At 58.9% G+C, this 18,216-nt stretch carries 18 protein-coding genes; 11 read left to right on the top strand and 7 right to left on the bottom strand.

What is annotated here, in order from left to right; all coding sequences use genetic code 11:
* Positions 1–57 precede the first annotated feature (57 nt).
* A complete protein-coding gene (locus PMI29_RS01465; protein WP_008004170.1) occupies positions 58–876 on the bottom strand; it encodes a shikimate 5-dehydrogenase in 819 nt (272 codons plus the stop codon).
* 246 nt (positions 877–1,122) lie between these two features.
* On the opposite strand from PMI29_RS01465, the gene PMI29_RS01470 reads away from it, so the two are divergent.
* From PMI29_RS01470 to PMI29_RS01480, 3 genes are all read left to right on the top strand, one after another.
* Positions 1,123–1,470, top strand: coding sequence for a hypothetical protein (locus PMI29_RS01470; protein WP_008004167.1), 348 nt, complete (start codon positions 1,123–1,125; stop codon positions 1,468–1,470).
* A gap of 235 nt (positions 1,471–1,705) precedes the next feature.
* Positions 1,706–1,900, top strand: a complete 195-nt coding sequence (locus PMI29_RS01475; protein ID WP_007988042.1) for a hypothetical protein — start codon at positions 1,706–1,708, stop codon at positions 1,898–1,900.
* A gap of 115 nt (positions 1,901–2,015) precedes the next feature.
* Positions 2,016–2,207 carry a hypothetical protein gene (locus PMI29_RS01480; RefSeq protein ID WP_008004165.1) on the top strand — a complete coding sequence of 64 codons (192 nt, stop codon included), beginning with the start codon at positions 2,016–2,018 and terminating at the stop codon, positions 2,205–2,207.
* On the opposite strand, the gene PMI29_RS01485 is transcribed toward PMI29_RS01480, so the two are convergent.
* Positions 2,204–3,265 (bottom strand): AI-2E family transporter, encoded by a 1,062-nt coding sequence (locus PMI29_RS01485; protein ID WP_008004162.1) that lies wholly within the window; start codon positions 3,263–3,265, stop codon positions 2,204–2,206. The genes PMI29_RS01480 and PMI29_RS01485 overlap by 4 nt on opposite strands.
* Positions 3,266–3,419: 154 nt before the next feature.
* Here PMI29_RS01485 and trhP point away from each other — a divergent pair, with 154 nt between their 5' ends.
* Positions 3,420–4,745: a prephenate-dependent tRNA uridine(34) hydroxylase TrhP gene (gene trhP / locus PMI29_RS01490; protein ID WP_008004158.1), complete on the top strand. Its 1,326-nt coding sequence runs from the start codon at positions 3,420–3,422 to the stop codon at positions 4,743–4,745.
* Between the two features lie 120 nt (positions 4,746–4,865).
* On the opposite strand, the gene PMI29_RS01495 is transcribed toward trhP, so the two are convergent.
* Positions 4,866–5,729, bottom strand: a complete 864-nt coding sequence (locus PMI29_RS01495; RefSeq protein WP_008004155.1) for a LysR family transcriptional regulator — start codon at positions 5,727–5,729, stop codon at positions 4,866–4,868.
* A gap of 95 nt (positions 5,730–5,824) precedes the next feature.
* On the opposite strand from PMI29_RS01495, the gene PMI29_RS01500 reads away from it, so the two are divergent.
* Entirely contained in the window at positions 5,825–6,727 is a 903-nt protein-coding gene (locus PMI29_RS01500) for a DMT family transporter (protein WP_008004152.1), read from the top strand.
* A gap of 147 nt (positions 6,728–6,874) precedes the next feature.
* Here the strand turns inward: PMI29_RS01500 and PMI29_RS01505 are convergent, their stop codons facing one another.
* Positions 6,875–7,585, bottom strand: coding sequence for a FadR/GntR family transcriptional regulator (locus PMI29_RS01505; protein WP_008004150.1), 711 nt, complete (start codon positions 7,583–7,585; stop codon positions 6,875–6,877).
* A gap of 280 nt (positions 7,586–7,865) precedes the next feature.
* On the opposite strand from PMI29_RS01505, the gene PMI29_RS01510 reads away from it, so the two are divergent.
* The 3 genes from PMI29_RS01510 to ampC all read left to right on the top strand — a co-directional run bounded on the left by PMI29_RS01510 (position 7,866) and on the right by ampC (position 11,850).
* Complete coding sequence (locus PMI29_RS01510) at positions 7,866–9,212, top strand: MFS transporter (RefSeq protein ID WP_008004148.1); 1,347 nt, start codon at positions 7,866–7,868, stop codon at positions 9,210–9,212.
* Between the two features lie 24 nt (positions 9,213–9,236).
* Positions 9,237–10,580, top strand: a complete 1,344-nt coding sequence (gene gudD, locus PMI29_RS01515; RefSeq protein ID WP_008004146.1) for a glucarate dehydratase — start codon at positions 9,237–9,239, stop codon at positions 10,578–10,580.
* 160 nt (positions 10,581–10,740) lie between these two features.
* Positions 10,741–11,850: a class C beta-lactamase gene (gene ampC / locus PMI29_RS01520; protein ID WP_443216472.1), complete on the top strand. Its 1,110-nt coding sequence runs from the start codon at positions 10,741–10,743 to the stop codon at positions 11,848–11,850.
* A gap of 133 nt (positions 11,851–11,983) precedes the next feature.
* Here the strand turns inward: ampC and PMI29_RS01525 are convergent, their stop codons facing one another.
* A complete protein-coding gene (locus PMI29_RS01525; protein ID WP_008004143.1) occupies positions 11,984–12,544 on the bottom strand; it encodes a DUF4174 domain-containing protein in 561 nt (186 codons plus the stop codon).
* 180 nt (positions 12,545–12,724) lie between these two features.
* Here PMI29_RS01525 and PMI29_RS01530 point away from each other — a divergent pair, with 180 nt between their 5' ends.
* A complete protein-coding gene (locus tag PMI29_RS01530; protein ID WP_008004141.1) occupies positions 12,725–13,093 on the top strand; it encodes a VOC family protein in 369 nt (122 codons plus the stop codon).
* 70 nt (positions 13,094–13,163) lie between these two features.
* Positions 13,164–13,697, top strand: a complete 534-nt coding sequence (phaR, locus tag PMI29_RS01535) for a polyhydroxyalkanoate synthesis repressor PhaR (RefSeq protein ID WP_008004139.1) — start codon at positions 13,164–13,166, stop codon at positions 13,695–13,697.
* A gap of 35 nt (positions 13,698–13,732) precedes the next feature.
* On the opposite strand, the gene phaP is transcribed toward phaR, so the two are convergent.
* On the bottom strand, positions 13,733–14,296 hold the full coding sequence (gene phaP / locus PMI29_RS01540; protein ID WP_008004137.1) for a TIGR01841 family phasin: 564 nt from the start codon (positions 14,294–14,296) through the stop codon (positions 13,733–13,735).
* A 251-nt stretch (positions 14,297–14,547) separates the two neighbouring features.
* On the opposite strand from phaP, the gene PMI29_RS01545 reads away from it, so the two are divergent.
* A complete protein-coding gene (locus PMI29_RS01545; protein ID WP_008004135.1) occupies positions 14,548–16,971 on the top strand; it encodes a DUF3141 domain-containing protein in 2,424 nt (807 codons plus the stop codon).
* A gap of 14 nt (positions 16,972–16,985) precedes the next feature.
* Here PMI29_RS01545 and PMI29_RS01550 read toward each other — a convergent pair whose 3' ends face one another.
* On the bottom strand, positions 16,986–18,101 hold the full coding sequence (locus tag PMI29_RS01550) for an AraC family transcriptional regulator (RefSeq protein WP_008004134.1): 1,116 nt from the start codon (positions 18,099–18,101) through the stop codon (positions 16,986–16,988).
* Between the last annotated feature and the right edge of the window lie 115 nt (positions 18,102–18,216).

Raw genomic sequence — 18,216 nt, 5'->3', positions numbered from 1 at the left:
CAGGCGGGCGGCCACAGGTGCCGTCAAAATGGAACAGCCTATTTCCCACACAGGACACTAGCTGCGGGCAAAGGCTACTGCCTTGTGGAATTGCTCGTCCGTAGGACGCACGCCGGTATAGAGGACAAATTGCTCCAGTGCCTGGATCGCGATGACTTCCAGTCCGGTGATGACCCGCTTGCCTTCGGCACGAGCATGCACGATCAGCGGTGTTTCCGAGGGAATCGCCACCACATCAAAGACAGTTTCCGCTTTTTCGATTACGTCAGGCTCGAAGGCCAGTTGATCGGCCTCCGGTCCTCCCGTCATGCCGATCGGGGTGACGTTGACCAGCATCTGCGGGCGACGACTCCCCAGCTCTGCCTGCCACTGATACCCCAACGACTGCGCCAGTGCCTGCCCGGCGCGCTCGTTGCGGGCTACGATCAGGCCGTTTTCATACCCGCCATCGCGCAAGGCGCTCGCCACGGCCTTGGCCATGCCGCCGCTGCCGCGCAGGGCAAAGGTCGAGTCCTTGGGCACCTGGTGTTTTTCCAGCAACTGGGCAACGGCAATGTAATCGGTGTTGTAAGCCTTGAGATGACCGTCGGTGTTAACGATGGTGTTGATCGATTGAATCGCGGCGGCAGACGCGTCGAGTTCATCAACCAGGGCGATGCAGGCTTCCTTGAACGGCATCGACACGCCACAGCCACGAATCCGCAGGGCGCGAATACCGGCAACGGCGCCCGGCAGGTCCTGGCTGGCAAAGGCCTTGTAGTAGAAATTCAGGCCCAGCTGTTCATACAGATGATTATGAAAACGCAGACCGAAGTTCCCGGGGCGCCCTGATAGGGACATGCACAACTGGGTGTCTTTGTTGGGGTTCATCTGCATGGGGAAGCTCCTTCAAATGCACTTTTCGGATGGACGGGATTAGTCCTCCATCGGGTTCTGATCGATCATATAAGCGTGATTACACGGACTTACACAGGTCGGTAAGAAAGTCGGTACAGACCTTACACAAAATTTACCAAGCGGCTGTGCTGATTTTCGAAAAAACGCTGTCTTAGAAGTATCCCCGCGACAATCCCTGGGTCTATTGCAGACACAGGCGCCGGGCTGAAGAACCGAGGAACTATCATGATCCGTAAAGTCCCCACAGTTGCCTTACTGATCGGCGCCCTCGCTATCGCAGGACAGGCGCAAGCCCATGGTGGTGGTAATTACTGGCAAGGCCCGGCGGTATTTGGCGCGATTGTCGGTACTGCCATCGTCGGCTCGGCCCTGATCAACGCCAACCGCCCGGTTTATGTCGCACCGCAACCGGTCTACTACCAGCCCGCGCCGGTTTATTACGCACCACCGCCTCCGGTTTACTACCAGCCGGCGCCGGTCTACGTGCAACAACCGATGTACTACCGCCCGGCCCCGGTCTACTACTACGGACCACCCCGTGGTTACTACGGCCATCACTACGGTCGCTGGTAACGGACTCATCAAGCCCCGCTGAAACAGCGGGGCTTTTTTATGCCCGTTTGTCGGTGCTGGTCTGGATAAATCTCGCCAAGGTCGTTATCGGAACAGCGTTGGCGACTCAAGTTGGCAAGATTGACCTGGTATTGTTTCTGCCGTGCGGCAGCAAACTGTCATATTTATGTCATGTCAGGTCCGCAAGCTCGGGTCTGTCCGTCAATAACAGGTTGATAACAACAAGGACGACCACATGCCAACACAAAACCCGCACCGCATCGTCGGTCTGTGCACCTCCAGCAAGGTCTACAACGCACTGACCGAACTCAAGCACCTGGAAGGTCATCGCAGCGCCAAGTTTCTATCGCTGCTGACGCAAAACCTGGTGCGCAAGGGCCTGCTCAACGAGCAGGAAGTGGTTCATATGCTCGATCAGGTGGTCAGCTGACCGACCAACGGTCGTTTGCCCCCGCTGGCATCAATGACCACTATCGAAAGCGTTGATTACCCCTCAAGGCACCCTGACCTTAAAGTAACTCCACAGATTGATGGAGGTACTTGTCATGTCCAAGGTTCAGATCATGTCCGTTATCGGCAGCGCCGTCCCTGCACAGCTCAGAGAGCTGGGCATGCTCGCCTGTTGGTATCTGGTGCAGGATGGCGTGCAGATCAGCGGCCCGCTCACTTCGCTGCCCGCCGCCCGGGAGCTGTCGCAACGCATCGGCACCGGCCAGTCCGGCAGGCTCAGCGCCTAAGGCAGCTGCACCCGCGGTTTGGTTTCAATGAAGATGTCCCAGCTCGACATGAACAGGGCTGCGATCAACGGGCCGATGACAAAGCCGTTCAGCCCGAATATCGCCAGGCCGCCGAGGGTCGAGATCAGGATCATGTAGTCCGGCATCTTGGTGTCCTTGCCCACCAGCAACGGCCTGAGCAGGTTGTCCACCAGTCCGATCACGAAGATCCCGAACAGGCCCAGCACCACGCCCTGCCAGATTGCCCCGGTGAGCAGGAAAAACAGGGCCACCGGCGCCCAGACAATCCCCGCCCCGACCGCCGGCAACAGCGACAGAAACGCCATCAACACCGCCCAGAGCAATACGCTGGGAATGTCCAGAAACCAGAAAATCAGACCGCCCAGCGCGCCTTGCGTGATCGCCACCAGCAGGTTGCCCTTCACCGTGGCCCGCACCACACGATTGAACTTGAGCTGCAAACGGCGTTTCTGCTGTTCCTGCAATGGCACCGCCAGGCGCACCTTGCGCGCCAGTTCCGCACCGTCGCGCAGGAAAAAAAACAGCAGGTACAGCATGATGAAAAAGCTGACGATGAACTCGAACGTGCCCTGGCCAAAACTGAAGACCTGAGTGGCGAAGAACTCGTTGCCGGTCATCGCGCTCTTGATGATTTTCTCCCTCAGCCCATTGAGCTCCCCGATGCCGAAGCGGTCGAGCAAATGCTGGAAATATGGCGGCAGGCTGTGCTTGATCTGCGCCACATACCCAGCGATGTCCAGCTCGCCGCTTTCGATGTTCTTGTAGAGCGCGGTTCCCTCCTGGACCAGGAAGACGCCAAGGACTATCACAGGCAGGATCGCGATAAACAGGCAGATGCTCAGTGTGAGCAGTGAAGTGAGGTTGCGCCCCCAACCGAACTTCAGTTGCAGCCGCCGTTGCAGGGGAGCGAAGAGGATCCCGAGGATCACCGCCCAGAACACGGCGCCGTACAGCGGCAGCAGAATCCAGACGAAAGCGATGCTCACCAGGGCCAGCAGGACGGTCAACGATTTGTCTTTCAGGGTTTCTTCGTTCATGTCCGATCCATGCCAGTCTGCCCGGACGCAAAGGTACGTCCTGATGCTTAGGTCGCCGCGGCCAGCACGAGTGCCGTGAACAAAGCATAGATCCAGATCAATAAACCCTCGGGCCAAGTCGTTTACCCTGCGCGGCTTTTGCGATCGACCCGCCATGAACCTGATTGCTCCCGAACTGCTTGCCCCCGCCGGCACCCTGAAAAACATGCGTTACGCCTTCGCCTACGGTGCCGATGCCGTGTACGCCGGCCAGCCGCGCTACAGCCTGCGGTTGCGCAACAACGAATTCGACCACGCCAACCTGGCCCTCGGCATTCGCGAGGCCCAGGCTCAGGGCAAGCGCTTTTACGTGGTGGTGAACATCGCGCCGCACAACGCCAAGCTCAAGACCTTTCTCAAGGACCTGGCGCCGATCATCGCCATGGCGCCTGATGCCCTGATCATGTCCGACCCCGGCTTGATCATGCTGGTGCGTCGCCACTACCCGCAGATGCCAATCCACCTTTCGGTGCAGGCCAATACGGTGAACTGGGCGAGCGTCGAATTCTGGCAGCAGCAAGGCTTGAGCCGGATCATCCTGTCGCGCGAGCTGTCGCTGGAAGAAATCGCCGAGACCCGCGAGCAAGTGCCCGCCATGGAACTGGAAGTGTTCGTGCACGGCGCGTTGTGCATGGCCTATTCCGGGCGTTGCCTGCTGTCGGGCTACATGAACAGGCGCGATGCCAATCAGGGCAGTTGCACCAACGCCTGTCGCTGGAAATATTCGGCGCAACCGGCCACGGAAAACCAGCTCGGCGAGATCGTCCAGACATTCGATCCCGAACCGACCCTGGGCATCGGCGCGCCCACCGGGCAGGTGTTTCTGTTGCAGGAAGCCAATCGTCCCGGCGAACAGATGTCGGCCTTCGAAGACGAACACGGCACTTACATCATGAACGCCAAGGACCTGCGCGCCGTGCAGCACGTCGAACGCCTGACACACATGGGCGTGCACTCGTTGAAAATCGAAGGCCGGACCAAATCCCACTTTTACTGCGCGCGCACCACCCAGGTTTATCGCCGGGCAATCGACGACGCGGTGGCGGGCCGGGCCTTCGACCGCAACCTGATGACCGACCTGGAATCCCTCGCCCAGCGTGGCTACACCGAAGGTTTTCTGCGCCGGCATGTGCATGACGAATACCAGAACTACCAGAACGGCAGTTCGGTGTCGGAACGCCAGCAGTTTGTCGGAGAACTGACCGGCCGGCGGCGGGATCGTTTGGCCGAGGTCAAGGTGAAGAACCGCTTCGGCCTGGGCGACCACATGGAACTGATGACGCCCAAGGGCAACTTCCACTTCGACCTGCACCAGTTGCAAAACGCTAAAGGTGACGCGATCGACGTAGCGCCGGGCGACGGGCATACGGTGTATTTGCCGATACCGGATGCGGTGGATCTGGATTTTGGATTGTTGATGCGGGATGTGGGTGTGTCTTGATCTTCAAATACACACATTACCCTGTGGGAGCGGGCTTGCCCGCGATTGCGGTCTGCCAGTCAACATTGCAGTGACTGATCGATCGCTATCGCGGGCAAGCCCGCTCCCACAGGTACTGCGTCAGGCAAATTCCTCGCGCAGCATCGCCACAAACGCCTCGCGCGCCGGGTGCACTCCGGCGTTTTCGTGCCAGTAAAAAAGGTTGTCGACGGCGGTCAGTTCGGGGAACTCAAACCCCGCGCACCCGGCGCCTTTGGCGTATTGATCGAACACGCCTTTGGGTACCAGCGCCACGCCAGCCCCGGCGCTGACGCAACCGACAATCGCGCCATAACTGGCCAGGCTGACAATCGGCAGTGCCTGCCCTTGTCGCAGCAACCAATGCTCCAGCGCCGCCCGGTACGGACAGCCCTGGGGCCACATGAATACGGTCTGGTCCTGCAAATCGCTGATGTCCCGCAGCGGCCCCAGGGAGGTCGAGGCGATCAGCAGCAGATCTTCACGGTACATCGGCGTGCGCTTGAGGTGCGAACGCTCGACATCCACCGCGACGATGGCGCCGTCGAGCTTGTGATTGAGCGTGTCATCGAGCAACTGGCCCCAGGAGCCGGTGGTCAGCTCCAGCGCCACCTGCGGGAAACGCTTGTGGAATTTCGCCAGCAGACGCGGCAAACGCCCCGTGGCCGACGACTCGATGGCCCCGATGCGCAAGGGGCCGGAGGGCTCGGCCGAAGGGTCGACCGCGCGTTTGGCCTCGGCGGTGAGGGCGAGGATTTTCGAGGCGTAGGCCAGGAAGGTCTGCCCCGACGGGCTGATGCGCAGACCGCGCCCCTCACGCAGAAACAGCGCCACTCCCAACTCTGCTTCCAGCGACTTGATCCGTGCCGTGATATTCGACGGCACGCAATGCAGCAACTCGGCGGCCCGGGCAATGCTGCCGACGTCGGCCACGGTCTTGAACATGCGAATCTGTGCCAGCTCCATACATCACCCACAGTGAACGGTTAGCACAGTATAAGTCAGTTGTGGCGAACGATCATGGTTCTGATACTCAGTGCACCTCCTATCGGTGCCCAACCATGAATCCACTCACGCCCTCCCCATTGAAAATCATCCTGGCCATGGCGTTTGTCGTGGCGTGCTGGGGCTATTCCCCGACCGGCATCCATATCGGCCTGCAGGCCTACGACCCCGTGCATCTGGCGCTCCTGCGCTTTTTGCTGGCTTCCGTGTTCATGGCCGTGGTCGCGATATTCAAAGGCATTCGCCTGCCAAGCCTTCGAGACTTACCGCTGATGTTCGGCCTGGGTTTCTTTGCCGTGAGCCTGCACCACGTGGCGATCAACTTCGGGCAGCAAGGCGTCAGCGCTGGCGCTTCGAGCGTCCTGGCCCAGACCACGCCTCTGTTCAGCACATTGATTGCGCGCTTCGTGTTCAAGGATCAGGTGAGTCTGTGGCGCTGGGGTTGTGTGCTGCTCGGGCTGCTTGGCGTGGTGATTGTGGTGGCGGGCGACCATGGCCTGGGCAGCATTGACGCCCACGGCTTGCTGATACTGCTGGCGGCGGTGTCCTGGAGCCTTTACTTTGCCCTGCAAAAGCATCACACCGGGCGTTATGACGGGCTGACGCTGGTGTGTTACACGGTGTGGTCCGGGACGGTGCTGTTGCTGGTTTACTTGCCTGGCCTGGTAGATCAAGTCGCCCTTGCGCCGCCGCACGTGCAGTTTGCGGTGATCGCCTTGGGGATATTCCCCAGTGCCCTGGCCTACCTGGCCTGGGCCTATGTGCTGGCGCATGTCGATTTGAGCCGGGCGACCATGACGCTGTATTTGACGCCGCCGACGGCGATGGTCATTGCCTCCTATGCGCTTGGCGAGCGACCGACGCTGATGATCGTGGTTGGCGGGCTGGTGGTGTTGGCGAGTGTGCTGGCGTTGAATCTGGAGCGGCGGGCTGAGGTTGCTCAGATTGTTCGGGTCTGATCTGCCTTGTGTGTTGGCCTATCCGACCTGATCGCGAGCAAGCTCGCTCCCACAGGTATTGAGTCGTGCTCGAGTGCTGCGGCAAAAATAAAATCCTGTGGGAGCGTGGCTTGCCCGCGATGAACGATGACGCGGTTTCACTGACCATCAACTGGGCGAAAACCGGTCACGACTGTTGCTCAGGTGCAGCCACATCGCCGCCCGCGCCGCGTCCGGGTCCTGGCGCCTGATGGCATTGAGAATCGCCTCATGCTCGAGGTTGGCCAGCTCGCCGAGTTTGCTCAAGTCCACTGCGCCACGCTCGGCCGCATTGACCCGGGTGCGCGGGATCATCGCACTGCCCAGGTGCTGCATGATCTCGGTGAAGCACAGGTTGCCGGTGGCTTCGGCGATCAGCAGATGAAATCGCCGGTCGGCTTCGACACAGCTGTCGTTGTTGGCCAGCAGTCTTTGATAGTCATCCAGCGCTTCACGCATCTGCGCCAGTTGCTGATCGCTGCGGCGCATTGCCGCCAATGCGGCCGCCTGGGTTTCCAGGCCCATGCGCAACTCCAGAATGCTGCGGACCCCCAGCGCGGTATCGACATTGAGCCGTAACCCCTGCTCCGGTGCGCGCTCGATCACGAACGTGCCGATGCCATGCCGGGTTTCCACCAGCCCCGAGGCCTGCAACTTCGAGATTGCCTCACGCACCACCGTGCGACTGACCCCGTGTTCCTGAACGATGGTGTTTTCCGACGGCAACTTGTCACCGGGCAACATCTGGCCGAGCAGGATGCGCTGGGTCAGTTTTTCGACCAGGTCATGGGCCAGGTTGTGGCTGCGCTTGCGGGCGGGAGCTTCGAGGTCTTCGTGCATGAGGGTGTCCGGAAATCTGGGCTATCGAATCGTAGCACCGCGCCTGCCGGGAATCTTGAAAAACCTCACTTAACTTGTATGACAACATTCATCACAACGCCCCTGTAGAGCCATTTCAAAGGCCAGAGATCGCCGTAAAAAGAATAAGAAGACCCATACACAGCGCCATTCTGTTGGAAAAACACAGTTGCACGATGAAAAAATGTAGTTGTATGATGTCTATCAACAACGCAGCACCCAGCCCTACCCCGCATAAAAATAACGAGTGGGAGAAAACGCAGTGAATACATCCATCTCCGGGATGCACGACGACGCCAATTCAGCGCTGAAGTCCGCCATCGCCAAAGTCAAACGTCACGTCTTGCCGCTGTTCGTCATCATGTTCATCGTCAATTACATAGATCGCGTGAACATCGGCTTCGTCCGCGCCCACATGGAACATGACCTGGGCATTGGCGCTGCCGCCTATGGCCTCGGTGCCGGGCTGTTCTTCATCGGTTATGCGCTGTTCGAAGTGCCCTCCAACATCCTCCTGCAAAAAGTCGGCGCGCGGATCTGGCTGACACGGATCATGCTGACCTGGGGCCTGGTCGCCGCAGGCATGGCATTCATCCAGAACGAAACCCACTTCTACATTCTGCGATTTCTGCTGGGCGTGGCCGAAGCCGGTTTCTTTCCCGGAGTGATCTATTACTTCACGCGCTGGTTGCCCGGCGTGGAGCGCGGCAAGGCGATTGCCATTTTCCTCAGTGGCTCGGCGTTCGCGTCGCTGATCTCAGGCCCCCTGTCCGGTTTGCTCCTGCAAATCGAAGGGCTGGGCCTGCACGGTTGGCAGTGGATGTACTTCATCGAGGGCATGTTTTCGGTGGGGTTGTGCGTGTTCGTCTGGTTCTGGCTGGACTCCAGACCCCACGATGCCAAATGGCTGAGCCGCGAAGAGCAGGACGCGCTGGTCAAGGCCATCGACGACGAACAACTGGCCCGGGAAGCGGCGACCCCCATCAAGCCGTCGCTGGGCAAACTGCTCAAGGATCGCCAGATCATCCTGTTCTGCCTGATCTACTTCTTTATCCAGCTGACCATTTATGCCGCGACCTTCTGGCTGCCCAGCATCATCAAGAAAATGGGCGAGCTGAGCGATGTCCAGGTCGGGCTGTTCAACTCGATTCCGTGGTTGCTGTCGATTGTCGGCATGTACGCCTTCGCTTCGCTGTCGGCCAAATGGAAACACCAGCAAGCCTGGGTTGCCGCCGCCCTGCTGATTGCGGCCGCCGGGATGTTCATGTCCACCACCGGCGGGCCGGTCTTCGCCTTCGTCGCCATCTGCTTTGCAGCACTGGGCTTCAAATCAGCCTCGTCACTGTTCTGGCCGATACCCCAGGCCTATCTGGATGCGCGCATTGCTGCTGGTGTCATCGCGCTGATCAACTCGGTGGGCAACCTCGGCGGCTTCGTCGCGCCGACCACCTTCGGCCTGCTGGAAGAACGCACCGGTTCCATTCAGGGCGGCCTGTACGGCCTGGCCGCGACCTCGATCATCGCCGCCATCATCGTGTTTGCCGCTCGCAACACACCGAAATCCGCACCTGCCTTGGCTCAGGGCAAACCTGCACCCAACCACGCCTGAATTCTGCTTTTTAAGGATTGGAAAATGAACGCACAAGACACCGCAAAAGCCCCGGTCATCACCAGCATGCAAGTGGTTCCGGTCGCCGGCCACGATGGCATGTTGCTCAACCTGAGCGGTGCCCACGGCCCGTTCTTCACCCGCAACATCGTGATCCTCAAGGACAACGCCGGCCACACCGGCGTCGGCGAAGTGCCGGGTGGCGAGCGCATTCGCCAGACCCTCGAAGACGCACGCAGCCTGGTGGTTGGCAGCCCGATTGGCACCTGGCAGAAGATCCTCAATCAAGCACGCCAGACCTTCGCCGACCGCGATGCCGGTGGCCGTGGTTTGCAGACCTTCGACCTGCGCATCACCATCCACGCGGTCACTGGCCTGGAAGCCGCGCTGCTTGATTTGCTTGGTCAGCATCTGGACGTACCGGTGGCCGCCTTGCTCGGTGAAGGCCAGCAGCGCGACGAAGTGAAGATGCTCGGTTACCTGTTTTACGTGGGTGATCGCCAGCAAACCGACCTCGCCTACCGCAGCGAACCGGACGCCGACAACGACTGGTTCCGCGTACGGCACGAGAAAGCCATGACCGCCGACGCGGTGGTCCGTCTGGCGGTCGCGGCCCATGCCCGTTACGGTTTCAAGGATTTCAAGCTCAAGGGCGGCGTGCTCAGTGGCGACGCCGAAATCGAAGCGGTGACCGCGCTGGCCGAACGCTTCCCCGACGCACGCATTACCCTGGACCCGAACGGTGCATGGTCACTGAAAGAGGCCACCCGCCTGTGCCGCGATCAGCACCGCGTGCTGGCCTATGCCGAAGACCCGTGCGGGGCAGAAAACGGTTACTCGGGACGTGAAGTCATGGCCGAGTTCCGCCGGGCCACGGGCCTCAAGACCGCAACCAACATGATCGCCACCGACTGGCGGGAAATGGGCCACGCGATCCAGTTGCAGTCGGTCGACATTCCTCTGGCCGATCCGCACTTCTGGACCATGCAGGGTTCGGTGCGCGTGGCGCAGATGTGCCACGAATGGGGCCTGACCTGGGGTTCGCACTCCAACAACCACTTCGACATCTCCCTGGCGATGTTCACCCATGTCGCGGCGGCCGCGCCGGGCGAGATCACGGCGATCGACACCCACTGGATCTGGCAGGACGGCCAGCGCCTGACCAAGGCCCCGCTGCAAATCGTCGACGGCTGCGTGCAGGTGCCGCAGAAGCCGGGGTTGGGGGTGGAGCTGGACATGGATCAACTGGCAAAGGCCCACGAGCTGTACAAAGGCATGGGCCTGGGGGCGCGGGATGACAGCGTGGCGATGCAGTTCCTGATTCCCGGCTGGAAGTTCGACAACAAGCGGCCTTGCCTGGTGCGTTGAATCGCCAAGTGCGTTGAATCAATGGTTGCGCGTGGCCGCCAGATGGCGGCCGATTTTAAAAAGCGCTCGGAGCATGACGCTCCAGCCCCTAAAATGACGCGCAACTGAATCAACGACGGATGAATCCAACATGGACAGGCTGAAAACCATCGCCGCTTGCATGGCGATATTCGCCGCGGGCCAGTGCGTGGCACAGGATCAAATCGAGACGGTGGTGAACGCCGCTGTACAACCGGTGATGCAGGCCGAGGGTATCCACGGCATGGCCGTAGCAGTCACCGTCAACGGCCAGGCGCATTATTTCAACTATGGCGTCGCCTCGACAGAAACCGGCAGCCCTGTCACGCAGGACACCCTGTTCGAGATCGGCTCCGTCAGCAAAACTTTCACCGCCACCCTCGCCGCTTACGCCCAGGCCACGGGCAAGCTGTCACTATCGGACAAGGCCAGTCATGTCCTGCCAGCCTTGCGCGGCAGTGCATTCGATCACATCAGCGTGCTGCAACTGGGTACCTACAGCGCTGGCGGCCTGCCGCTGCAATTTCCTGCTGAATCTGATTCGGCCGACAAAATGCTCGGCTACTACAAACAATGGAAACCACTCTACGCCCCCGGCAGCCACCGACTGTATTCGAACCCCAGCCTGGGCTTGTTCGGCTACCTTGCTGCCCAAAGCATGGGCCAGCCGTTTGATGACCTGATGGAGAAAACCCTGCTGCCGAAACTGGGCCTCAAGCACACCTACGTGCATGTGCCGCAGGACCAGATGGCGCTGTACGCCCAGGGCTACAACAAGGACGACAAGCCGGTACGGGTCAGTCCGGGGGCGCTGGATTCCGAGGCGTACGGGGTGAAAACCGGCGCCGCTGACTTGCTGGCCTACGTCGGCGCAAACATGAAGCCGGCGTCTCTGGAAAAGCCGTTGCAGCAAGCCATCGCCTTGACTCATAGCGCCTACTACGCCGTTGGCGACATGACCCAGGGCCTCGGTTGGGAAATGTATCGCTACCCGATCACCCTGGATCGTTTGCTGGACGGCAACTCCACGCCGATGGCCATGGAGGCGCACAAAGTCCAGTGGCTGAATCCGCCGCAAGCGCAGCCGCAGAACGTACTGGTCAACAAGACAGGTTCAACCGGCGGCTTTGGTGCTTATGTGGTGTACGTGCCATCGAAGGGCATCGGCATTGTGATGCTGGCAAACAAGAATTATCCCAATGCAGAGCGGGTCAAGATCGCACATCAAATATTGAGTGCCCTTCCCCAATAATTCCAGATCCGTCTGTGGGAGCGAGCTTGCTCGCGATAGCGGTATGACATTCAACATTGATATCAACTGTTACGACGCCATCGCGAGCAAGCTCGCTCCCACAGGTCCTCTGCTCCCCACCTGAAATTCCGGCTCAATCATCCGGCATTTCAGGCGGCTTGGAGGGCTTGGCCGGTTTGCTGTTTTTTCCAGCCTTGGCACCTTTGGCACCTTTGGCCGCCGGCTCGGCTTCAGCGACGGGAGCAGCCACCGTCGCCGTAAATTCTTTCTCGGCCGCCGGCAACTGGTCGACGGCGCTGAAAATCTCGTCCAGCTTGATGGCGTCCGATTGTTCAAGTTTCTTTTCGCCGTCCTTGCCGACCAGTATCACCTTGGTCTTGGCGCCGGCGCCCAGCTTGAGCGAGCGGATCAGCGCCGCCGTGTCTTGTGGCCCGAGGTCTTTGCCGTCGCGCTGGCCCATCAGATTGAGCACGCTGTAGAGCACCATGTTGCGGTCGGTGAACCCCTTGCGATTGGCCGGCTCTTCCAGCGATTTTTTCAGGCTGACCCAGATTGGATCAACGGTGCTTGGAGCGATGACAATCAGAGGTCGGGCCCTGCCCTTGTCCATGTCCAGCGGTGAGTCGCCATCGGCGGCGAATAATGGGCCGGCAATCGCCAGCAAGGTAGCCAGGGTCAGTGACCTGATGAGCATGCGCATCTCCTTTTGATATCCACGCTCTAATGATTGCGCATCGCGGCGATCGTTCCGGGTGACGTACCGCAATAGTGTTTCGCCTTGCCCCAAGCTTAGGTCAGGGCGGTCATTGCGCAACAGGCTGGGCTAATCTGAAGACTCAAGACAACCCGCTTGATCCGTCGCGAGGACTTGCCCATGAGCGCTCAGTTGAACCACACCATCGTCTGGTGCCGGGACAAGCAGGTTTCGGCGAACTTCCTGGCCGGACTGCTCGACCTGCCTGCCCCCGAGCCCTTCGGGCCGATGCTGGTCGTCAGGTTTGATAACGGCGTGTCACTGGATTTCTACGACAACGATCCGCCGATAGCGTCTCAGCACTATGCGTTTTTGATTGGCGACGAGGATTTCGATGCAGCCTTCGCACGCCTGCAAGCCAACGGTCAGCCGTGGTGGGCGGATCCGGGCAAGCAGCGGCCAAGGGAAATCAATGATTACGCGGGAGGACGGCGGGTGTATTTCGATGACCCGGACGGGCATCTGCTGGAAATATTCACCCGCGAATGACGCATTGGACTGGCAGTGGTCAGAGTAGGATAAGATGCCTGCAAATCAGGCTCGCTGTGAGTAGCCCCGCATGACAGATAACAGTCGGAACACCACCCGTCTGATCAAGAAGTACCCGAATCGCCGTCTGTATGACACGCACACCAGCAGTCATTTGACCCTTGCGGATATACGCCAATTGGTCGTCGATAAAATCCCGTTCGAGGTGGTCGACGCCAAGACTGGCGAGGATCTGACCCGAAGTATTTTGCTGCAGGTCATTCTGGAAGCCGAAAGTGGCGGTGAGCCGATATTCTCCAGCGAGATGCTCATGGGGATTATCCAGTTCTACGGTCCCTACCAGAGCGTCCTCGGCAGCTACCTGGATAAAAGCATCCAGACGGTCATCGACATCCAGTCCCAGACCGGCGCTCAGTCCTCTGAAGCCTGGAGCAAATTCATGCACCAGCAAGCACCGGTCATGCAGGATTTGATGCGCCAGTATGTCGACCAGTCAAAAGACCTCTACCTGAACACTCAGAACCTCTTCGGCCTGTTCAGCGGCATGCCACCAGGCAAGCCAGGTGCTGGTAGCGGGCCGAAAAAAAATGGCGATGGGGAGTAAACCCATCGCCATCAGTGTAACCGCTCTAATGTGACTTACTTGTTACCGCTTGCAGCCTTGGCACCAGGAGCGCTTTTGCCGGCTGCGGCGGTCGCTGCGTCAAAACCGCTCTGGGCAACGTCAGCAGCCTGTTTTACGGCGTTCTGTGCGCTCTCAAAAACGGTACCGGCATTCGCCAGCGACGACTTGAACGCGGCCACAACAGGCTCGGAGCCAGCCGGTGCATTCTTGCTGATCACTTCAACGAACTCTTGCACCTGCTGGGTGCCCACCTCGACCTGACGCGAGGTCAGTTTGGCGATTTCCGAGTGAGTGCCGACAATCAACGCTTGCACTTGGCGATTGAACTCAGCCAGGCGTTCGGCTTGCACATTTGGCTGGGTGAAAGAAGTCTGGAGCTCAGCGAGCCCTTGTAGATCACGGACTGCCAGCAGCTTGCGAATGCCGTCGAACTGCTCCTCGGTGGAGGCCTGCAGAGTCTTGAACTGCAATTGGGTGAGCTGCTCAACGCTGGCGAAGACTTTGCCACTGATTTGCTGCAGGAGGTCGAGGTTGGCTTTCTGAGCGTCTTGCAATTTTTCCGAGTTGAAAAAAGACATGCTTGAATCTCCTGATTCTGAAAAGCCGACATGGGCCTGAGGACGCGATAGCGATCCTGCCGGTCATCGCGTTAGCCTTAATATTGCAGCGCACAAATCCGTTTAGCAATGATTTTTTTGTGCGGCGCACAAAAATATTTCTTCTCCTGCCTCTATTCGCTATAGACTCCAGACATCGAACAGCCAGCCAAGCCCTCTTTATTAAAGAGGCGCATGCAGCTGCTTCTCATGCATAACGCCAGGAGATCACCATGGGCCAGGAAGATATTATTGCATCGCAATATGAAACACCCTCCTCTCAACGTGGCCTGTTCGAACACCTGAGTCATCTGCAGCACCTCAATACCCTGAACGTCCTTGATGCTTTGCGCCAGCGCCAGGAAAAAACCCTCGCGCCCCTGAAGCGGGGTCAACTCAGACAACCCACGCCCACTGACTGGCAGGAATACTTCACCGACCTCGGCCAACGCAGCCTGCTGTTCTGGGACACCCTGCGCCAGCGCGGCGACAATACGCTGGCCCATGAACGCGCCGGGTATCCTCTGCTGCTCAAGTTCGCTCATGAAACCCTGATCGCCGGCTCCGATCTCCCACGCCCGGTCAACTATTCACTGTTGCGAATCCTCCCCGGACCAGAGCAAAGAATCGACAGCAACGGCCAGCCGGTGATCATCATTGACCCACGCGGCGGCCACGGCTCCGGGATCGGCGGCTTCAAACAGGATTCGGTATTAGGTGAAAGCCTCAGAGCCGGCCACCCCACCTATTTCATCTCTTTCAGTCACTCGCCACAGCCTGGACAAACCCTCGCCGATATCGTCGAAGCCCAGGCCCGGTTCATCGAAGTCGTCAGCGCCCTTCACCCGACCAACAGCGAACCGATCATCATCGGTAACTGCCAGGCGGGCTGGGCGTTGATGGGACTGGCTGCAACACGACCGGAACTGCCGGGATTGATCATTATCAATGGTGCCCCCTTGTCATACTGGGCCGGTGTCAATGGACGCAATCCGATGCGCTATACCGGAGGCCTGCTGGGTGGCGGCTGGATGGCTCGCTTGGGCAGCGACTTGGGCAATGGCCGCTTTGACGGTACCTGGCTGGTCAGCAATTTCGAAAACCTGGACCCGGCCAACACCTATTGGGCTAAGTACTACCAGTTGTTCAGCCAGGTCGACAGCGAGGCTACGCGCTTCCTCGACTTCGAACGCTGGTGGGGCAGCCCGACCCTGCTCAATGGCGAAGAGATTGAGATGATTGTCGATGACCTTTTCATCGGCAACCAATTGTCCGGCGGTCTCGGCCGCAAGAGCAGTGGCATTGACCTGAAACGGATCGAAGTACCGGTGGTGGTGTTCTGTTCCTACGGAGACAACATCACCCCTCCCCAGCAAGCATTGAACTGGATCGCCGATGTTTATCCCAGCGATCTCGCTTTGCATGACGCAGGTCGTACCATCGTCTACCTGCGGCACGCCAGCATCGGCCATTTAGGTATTTTTGTTTCCGGCAAAGTGGCGCGGCGCGAACACCGTGGGATGCTCGGCGCGGTCGAAACCATCAAGGCGCTGCCGGCGGGACTGTATGAAATGCTGATTGACGATCTGCCAACCTCCTCAGGTAGCGATGACATGCAATACCGAGTGCGTTTCGAATCAAGGCGAATCGCCGATATCCATGATGACATCGAGCCGGCCCGTGATGACGATCGCGAATTCTCTGTGGTGGAGCGCACCTCTGAAATCAACAGTGCGTTTTACGACGGGTTCATACGTCCGTGGTTGCGTCAGATCGTCAACGAGCCAATTGCCGAACTGTTGCGCAGGGCGCACCCTTTCCATCAGCAGCAAGTGCTATGGAGCAGCCTGAATCCGGCGCTATGGTGGTTAGCCAAGACCGCCTCCCAAGTCAGCAGTGATCGTCGTCCCGCACGCAAAGACAACCCGTTGCTGGCCTGGCAGGAGCTGTTCTCCAACCAGATGCAAGACGCCCTGAATGCTTATCGCGATGTGCGTGACGCCACTCAGGAGCTGTGTTTTTACGGTATTTACGGCGCACTGAGTACCCTCACAAACTACAAGCCTGCGCGAAATATCCAGGCTCATGCTGACCAACAGGACCAGGCCCTGATCGAACGCCTGCAGGATGTGCTGCCCCATGGTGGTCCCCTGGAAGCATTGGTGCGGATTCTGTTTTTGCTGGGTCGCGACAGCGACAAGGCGGGCAAGGAAAGCATCGAGAGGCTGATCCAGCAGGTGCACCTGCTGGTCCAGGACTACAGCAATGAGCCCACCGCCCTGCGCGAAGCCATCCGATTGCAGAACCTGCTGGTTTTCGCCCACCCGCAAGAAAGCTTGCGCAGCCTGCCCTTGTTGCTACCTGAGGCAAAGGAACGCCAACAGGTCCTGACAGCCGTTGGGCAATTGATGCCTGAACTGCTGGCGACCGTTGGAGCTGAAGGCGAATTCTGGCGTGAGCTGCACGCGTTGCTCGAAGTCCCCCTGCCGGGTTTCAGCCTGACCCAACCACCCAGTGAAACAGTTGTCATCCCGCAGGAGATCCCTTCGGAGCCATCTCCGTCGCCGCAGATCACACCACTGCCCGCTCCCGCCATCGTAGTTAAAGGCTCGAAGCGCAAAGCGAGCAAAGGGACAACAGGCCCCAAGCCTCAATGACAATTCACAAGGGATTAGCGGTGCATCCGTTCGGCGAAGCCTGCGACCTTATGATCTCTGTACAGACCGATGGGGTTCATGGATCGGACCCGCGCGACTTTTTCGACCACAGGCGACAACTCGTCGGTTCGATACTGACCGGGGGTCATTCCGAACCAACGGATGCATGCCTTATGGAAGCTGCTGTGATCATGGAAGCCGAGCAGGCAAGTCACATGCTTCATGTTGAAATGAGAATGGCGCAAATAGAAGTCAGCCATCTGCCGGCGCACATCGTTCAGGACGTCCTTGAATTGCGTGCCATCCTTCTCAAGGCCTCGTTGAAGCGTTCGCTTGCTGATATTCAGTGCCGCCGCAATCGATTCCATATCACATTGCCCTTGGCCTTGCCCCTGGCTCAAGCGCTCGGTAATCAGCGCGCGAATCCTGCCAACGATAAAGTAACCGGACAACAGGTCCAATTGAGCCTCGGCAAAACTGTCATGGAGTGTGGCCAACGCCTCGTTGGCCATGCTCAACGGACTCAGAAGCTCCTGGCCATCGAACAGGATGCTGTCATATGCCGCCCCGAAACTCAGCGGACAGCCAAAAAGCCGCTGATGCTCCGACGTGTCTTCAGGTTCGGGATAAGTGAACTCCACACTCAACGGTTGCGGTGACTTGCCACCTGCCAGCCAACGGCAGAAACCCAGCAGCGAAGCCAACGCTGCATCAGTGTATTGCCGGGGTTTGACCGAGCCATGTTGCTGATGATCGAGACTGGCCAATCGGTAATGCTGCTGCTCCTGGACAAGGAAAAGGCTGAATCCGGTACCGATCAACGGGCTGAAACGAACCAGACGTTCAAGCGCCCTTTTCAGATTCGAACTGGACATCATCGTGTAGCCCACGATCTGAAAACTACTGGGATGGAATTCCCCGTAGGCTTTCAAACCGATATTCAGATCATCCGAAGCCTGAGCAGCCAGGTCCCAAAGACGATAGATAACGCTTCGCTCGCAGAATGCTCCTGGTTTATTCACGAACCCGACATCCAGTCCCGCTTCCTGGCACAGACCGGCAAGGTCCAGTCCTTGGGCCAAAAACGTATTCGCCAGCATGCTGGCATAACCTGAACTCATTCTATACATGGCGTCCTCAATGACCAATGGAACCGAACGTCCTGTCCGGAGCCGATACTGACATGCGCTGAACATATTTCAACAGTGTTTCAGTAATATTAACTATCCATTGAGTTTTAAGAGT

It is taken from the genome of Pseudomonas sp. GM49, assembly GCF_000282355.1.
GTDB lineage: Bacteria > Pseudomonadota > Gammaproteobacteria > Pseudomonadales > Pseudomonadaceae > Aquipseudomonas.
Note: the sequence above shows the minus strand (reverse complement) of the source record. Positions and strands in the feature narration are given on the sequence as shown.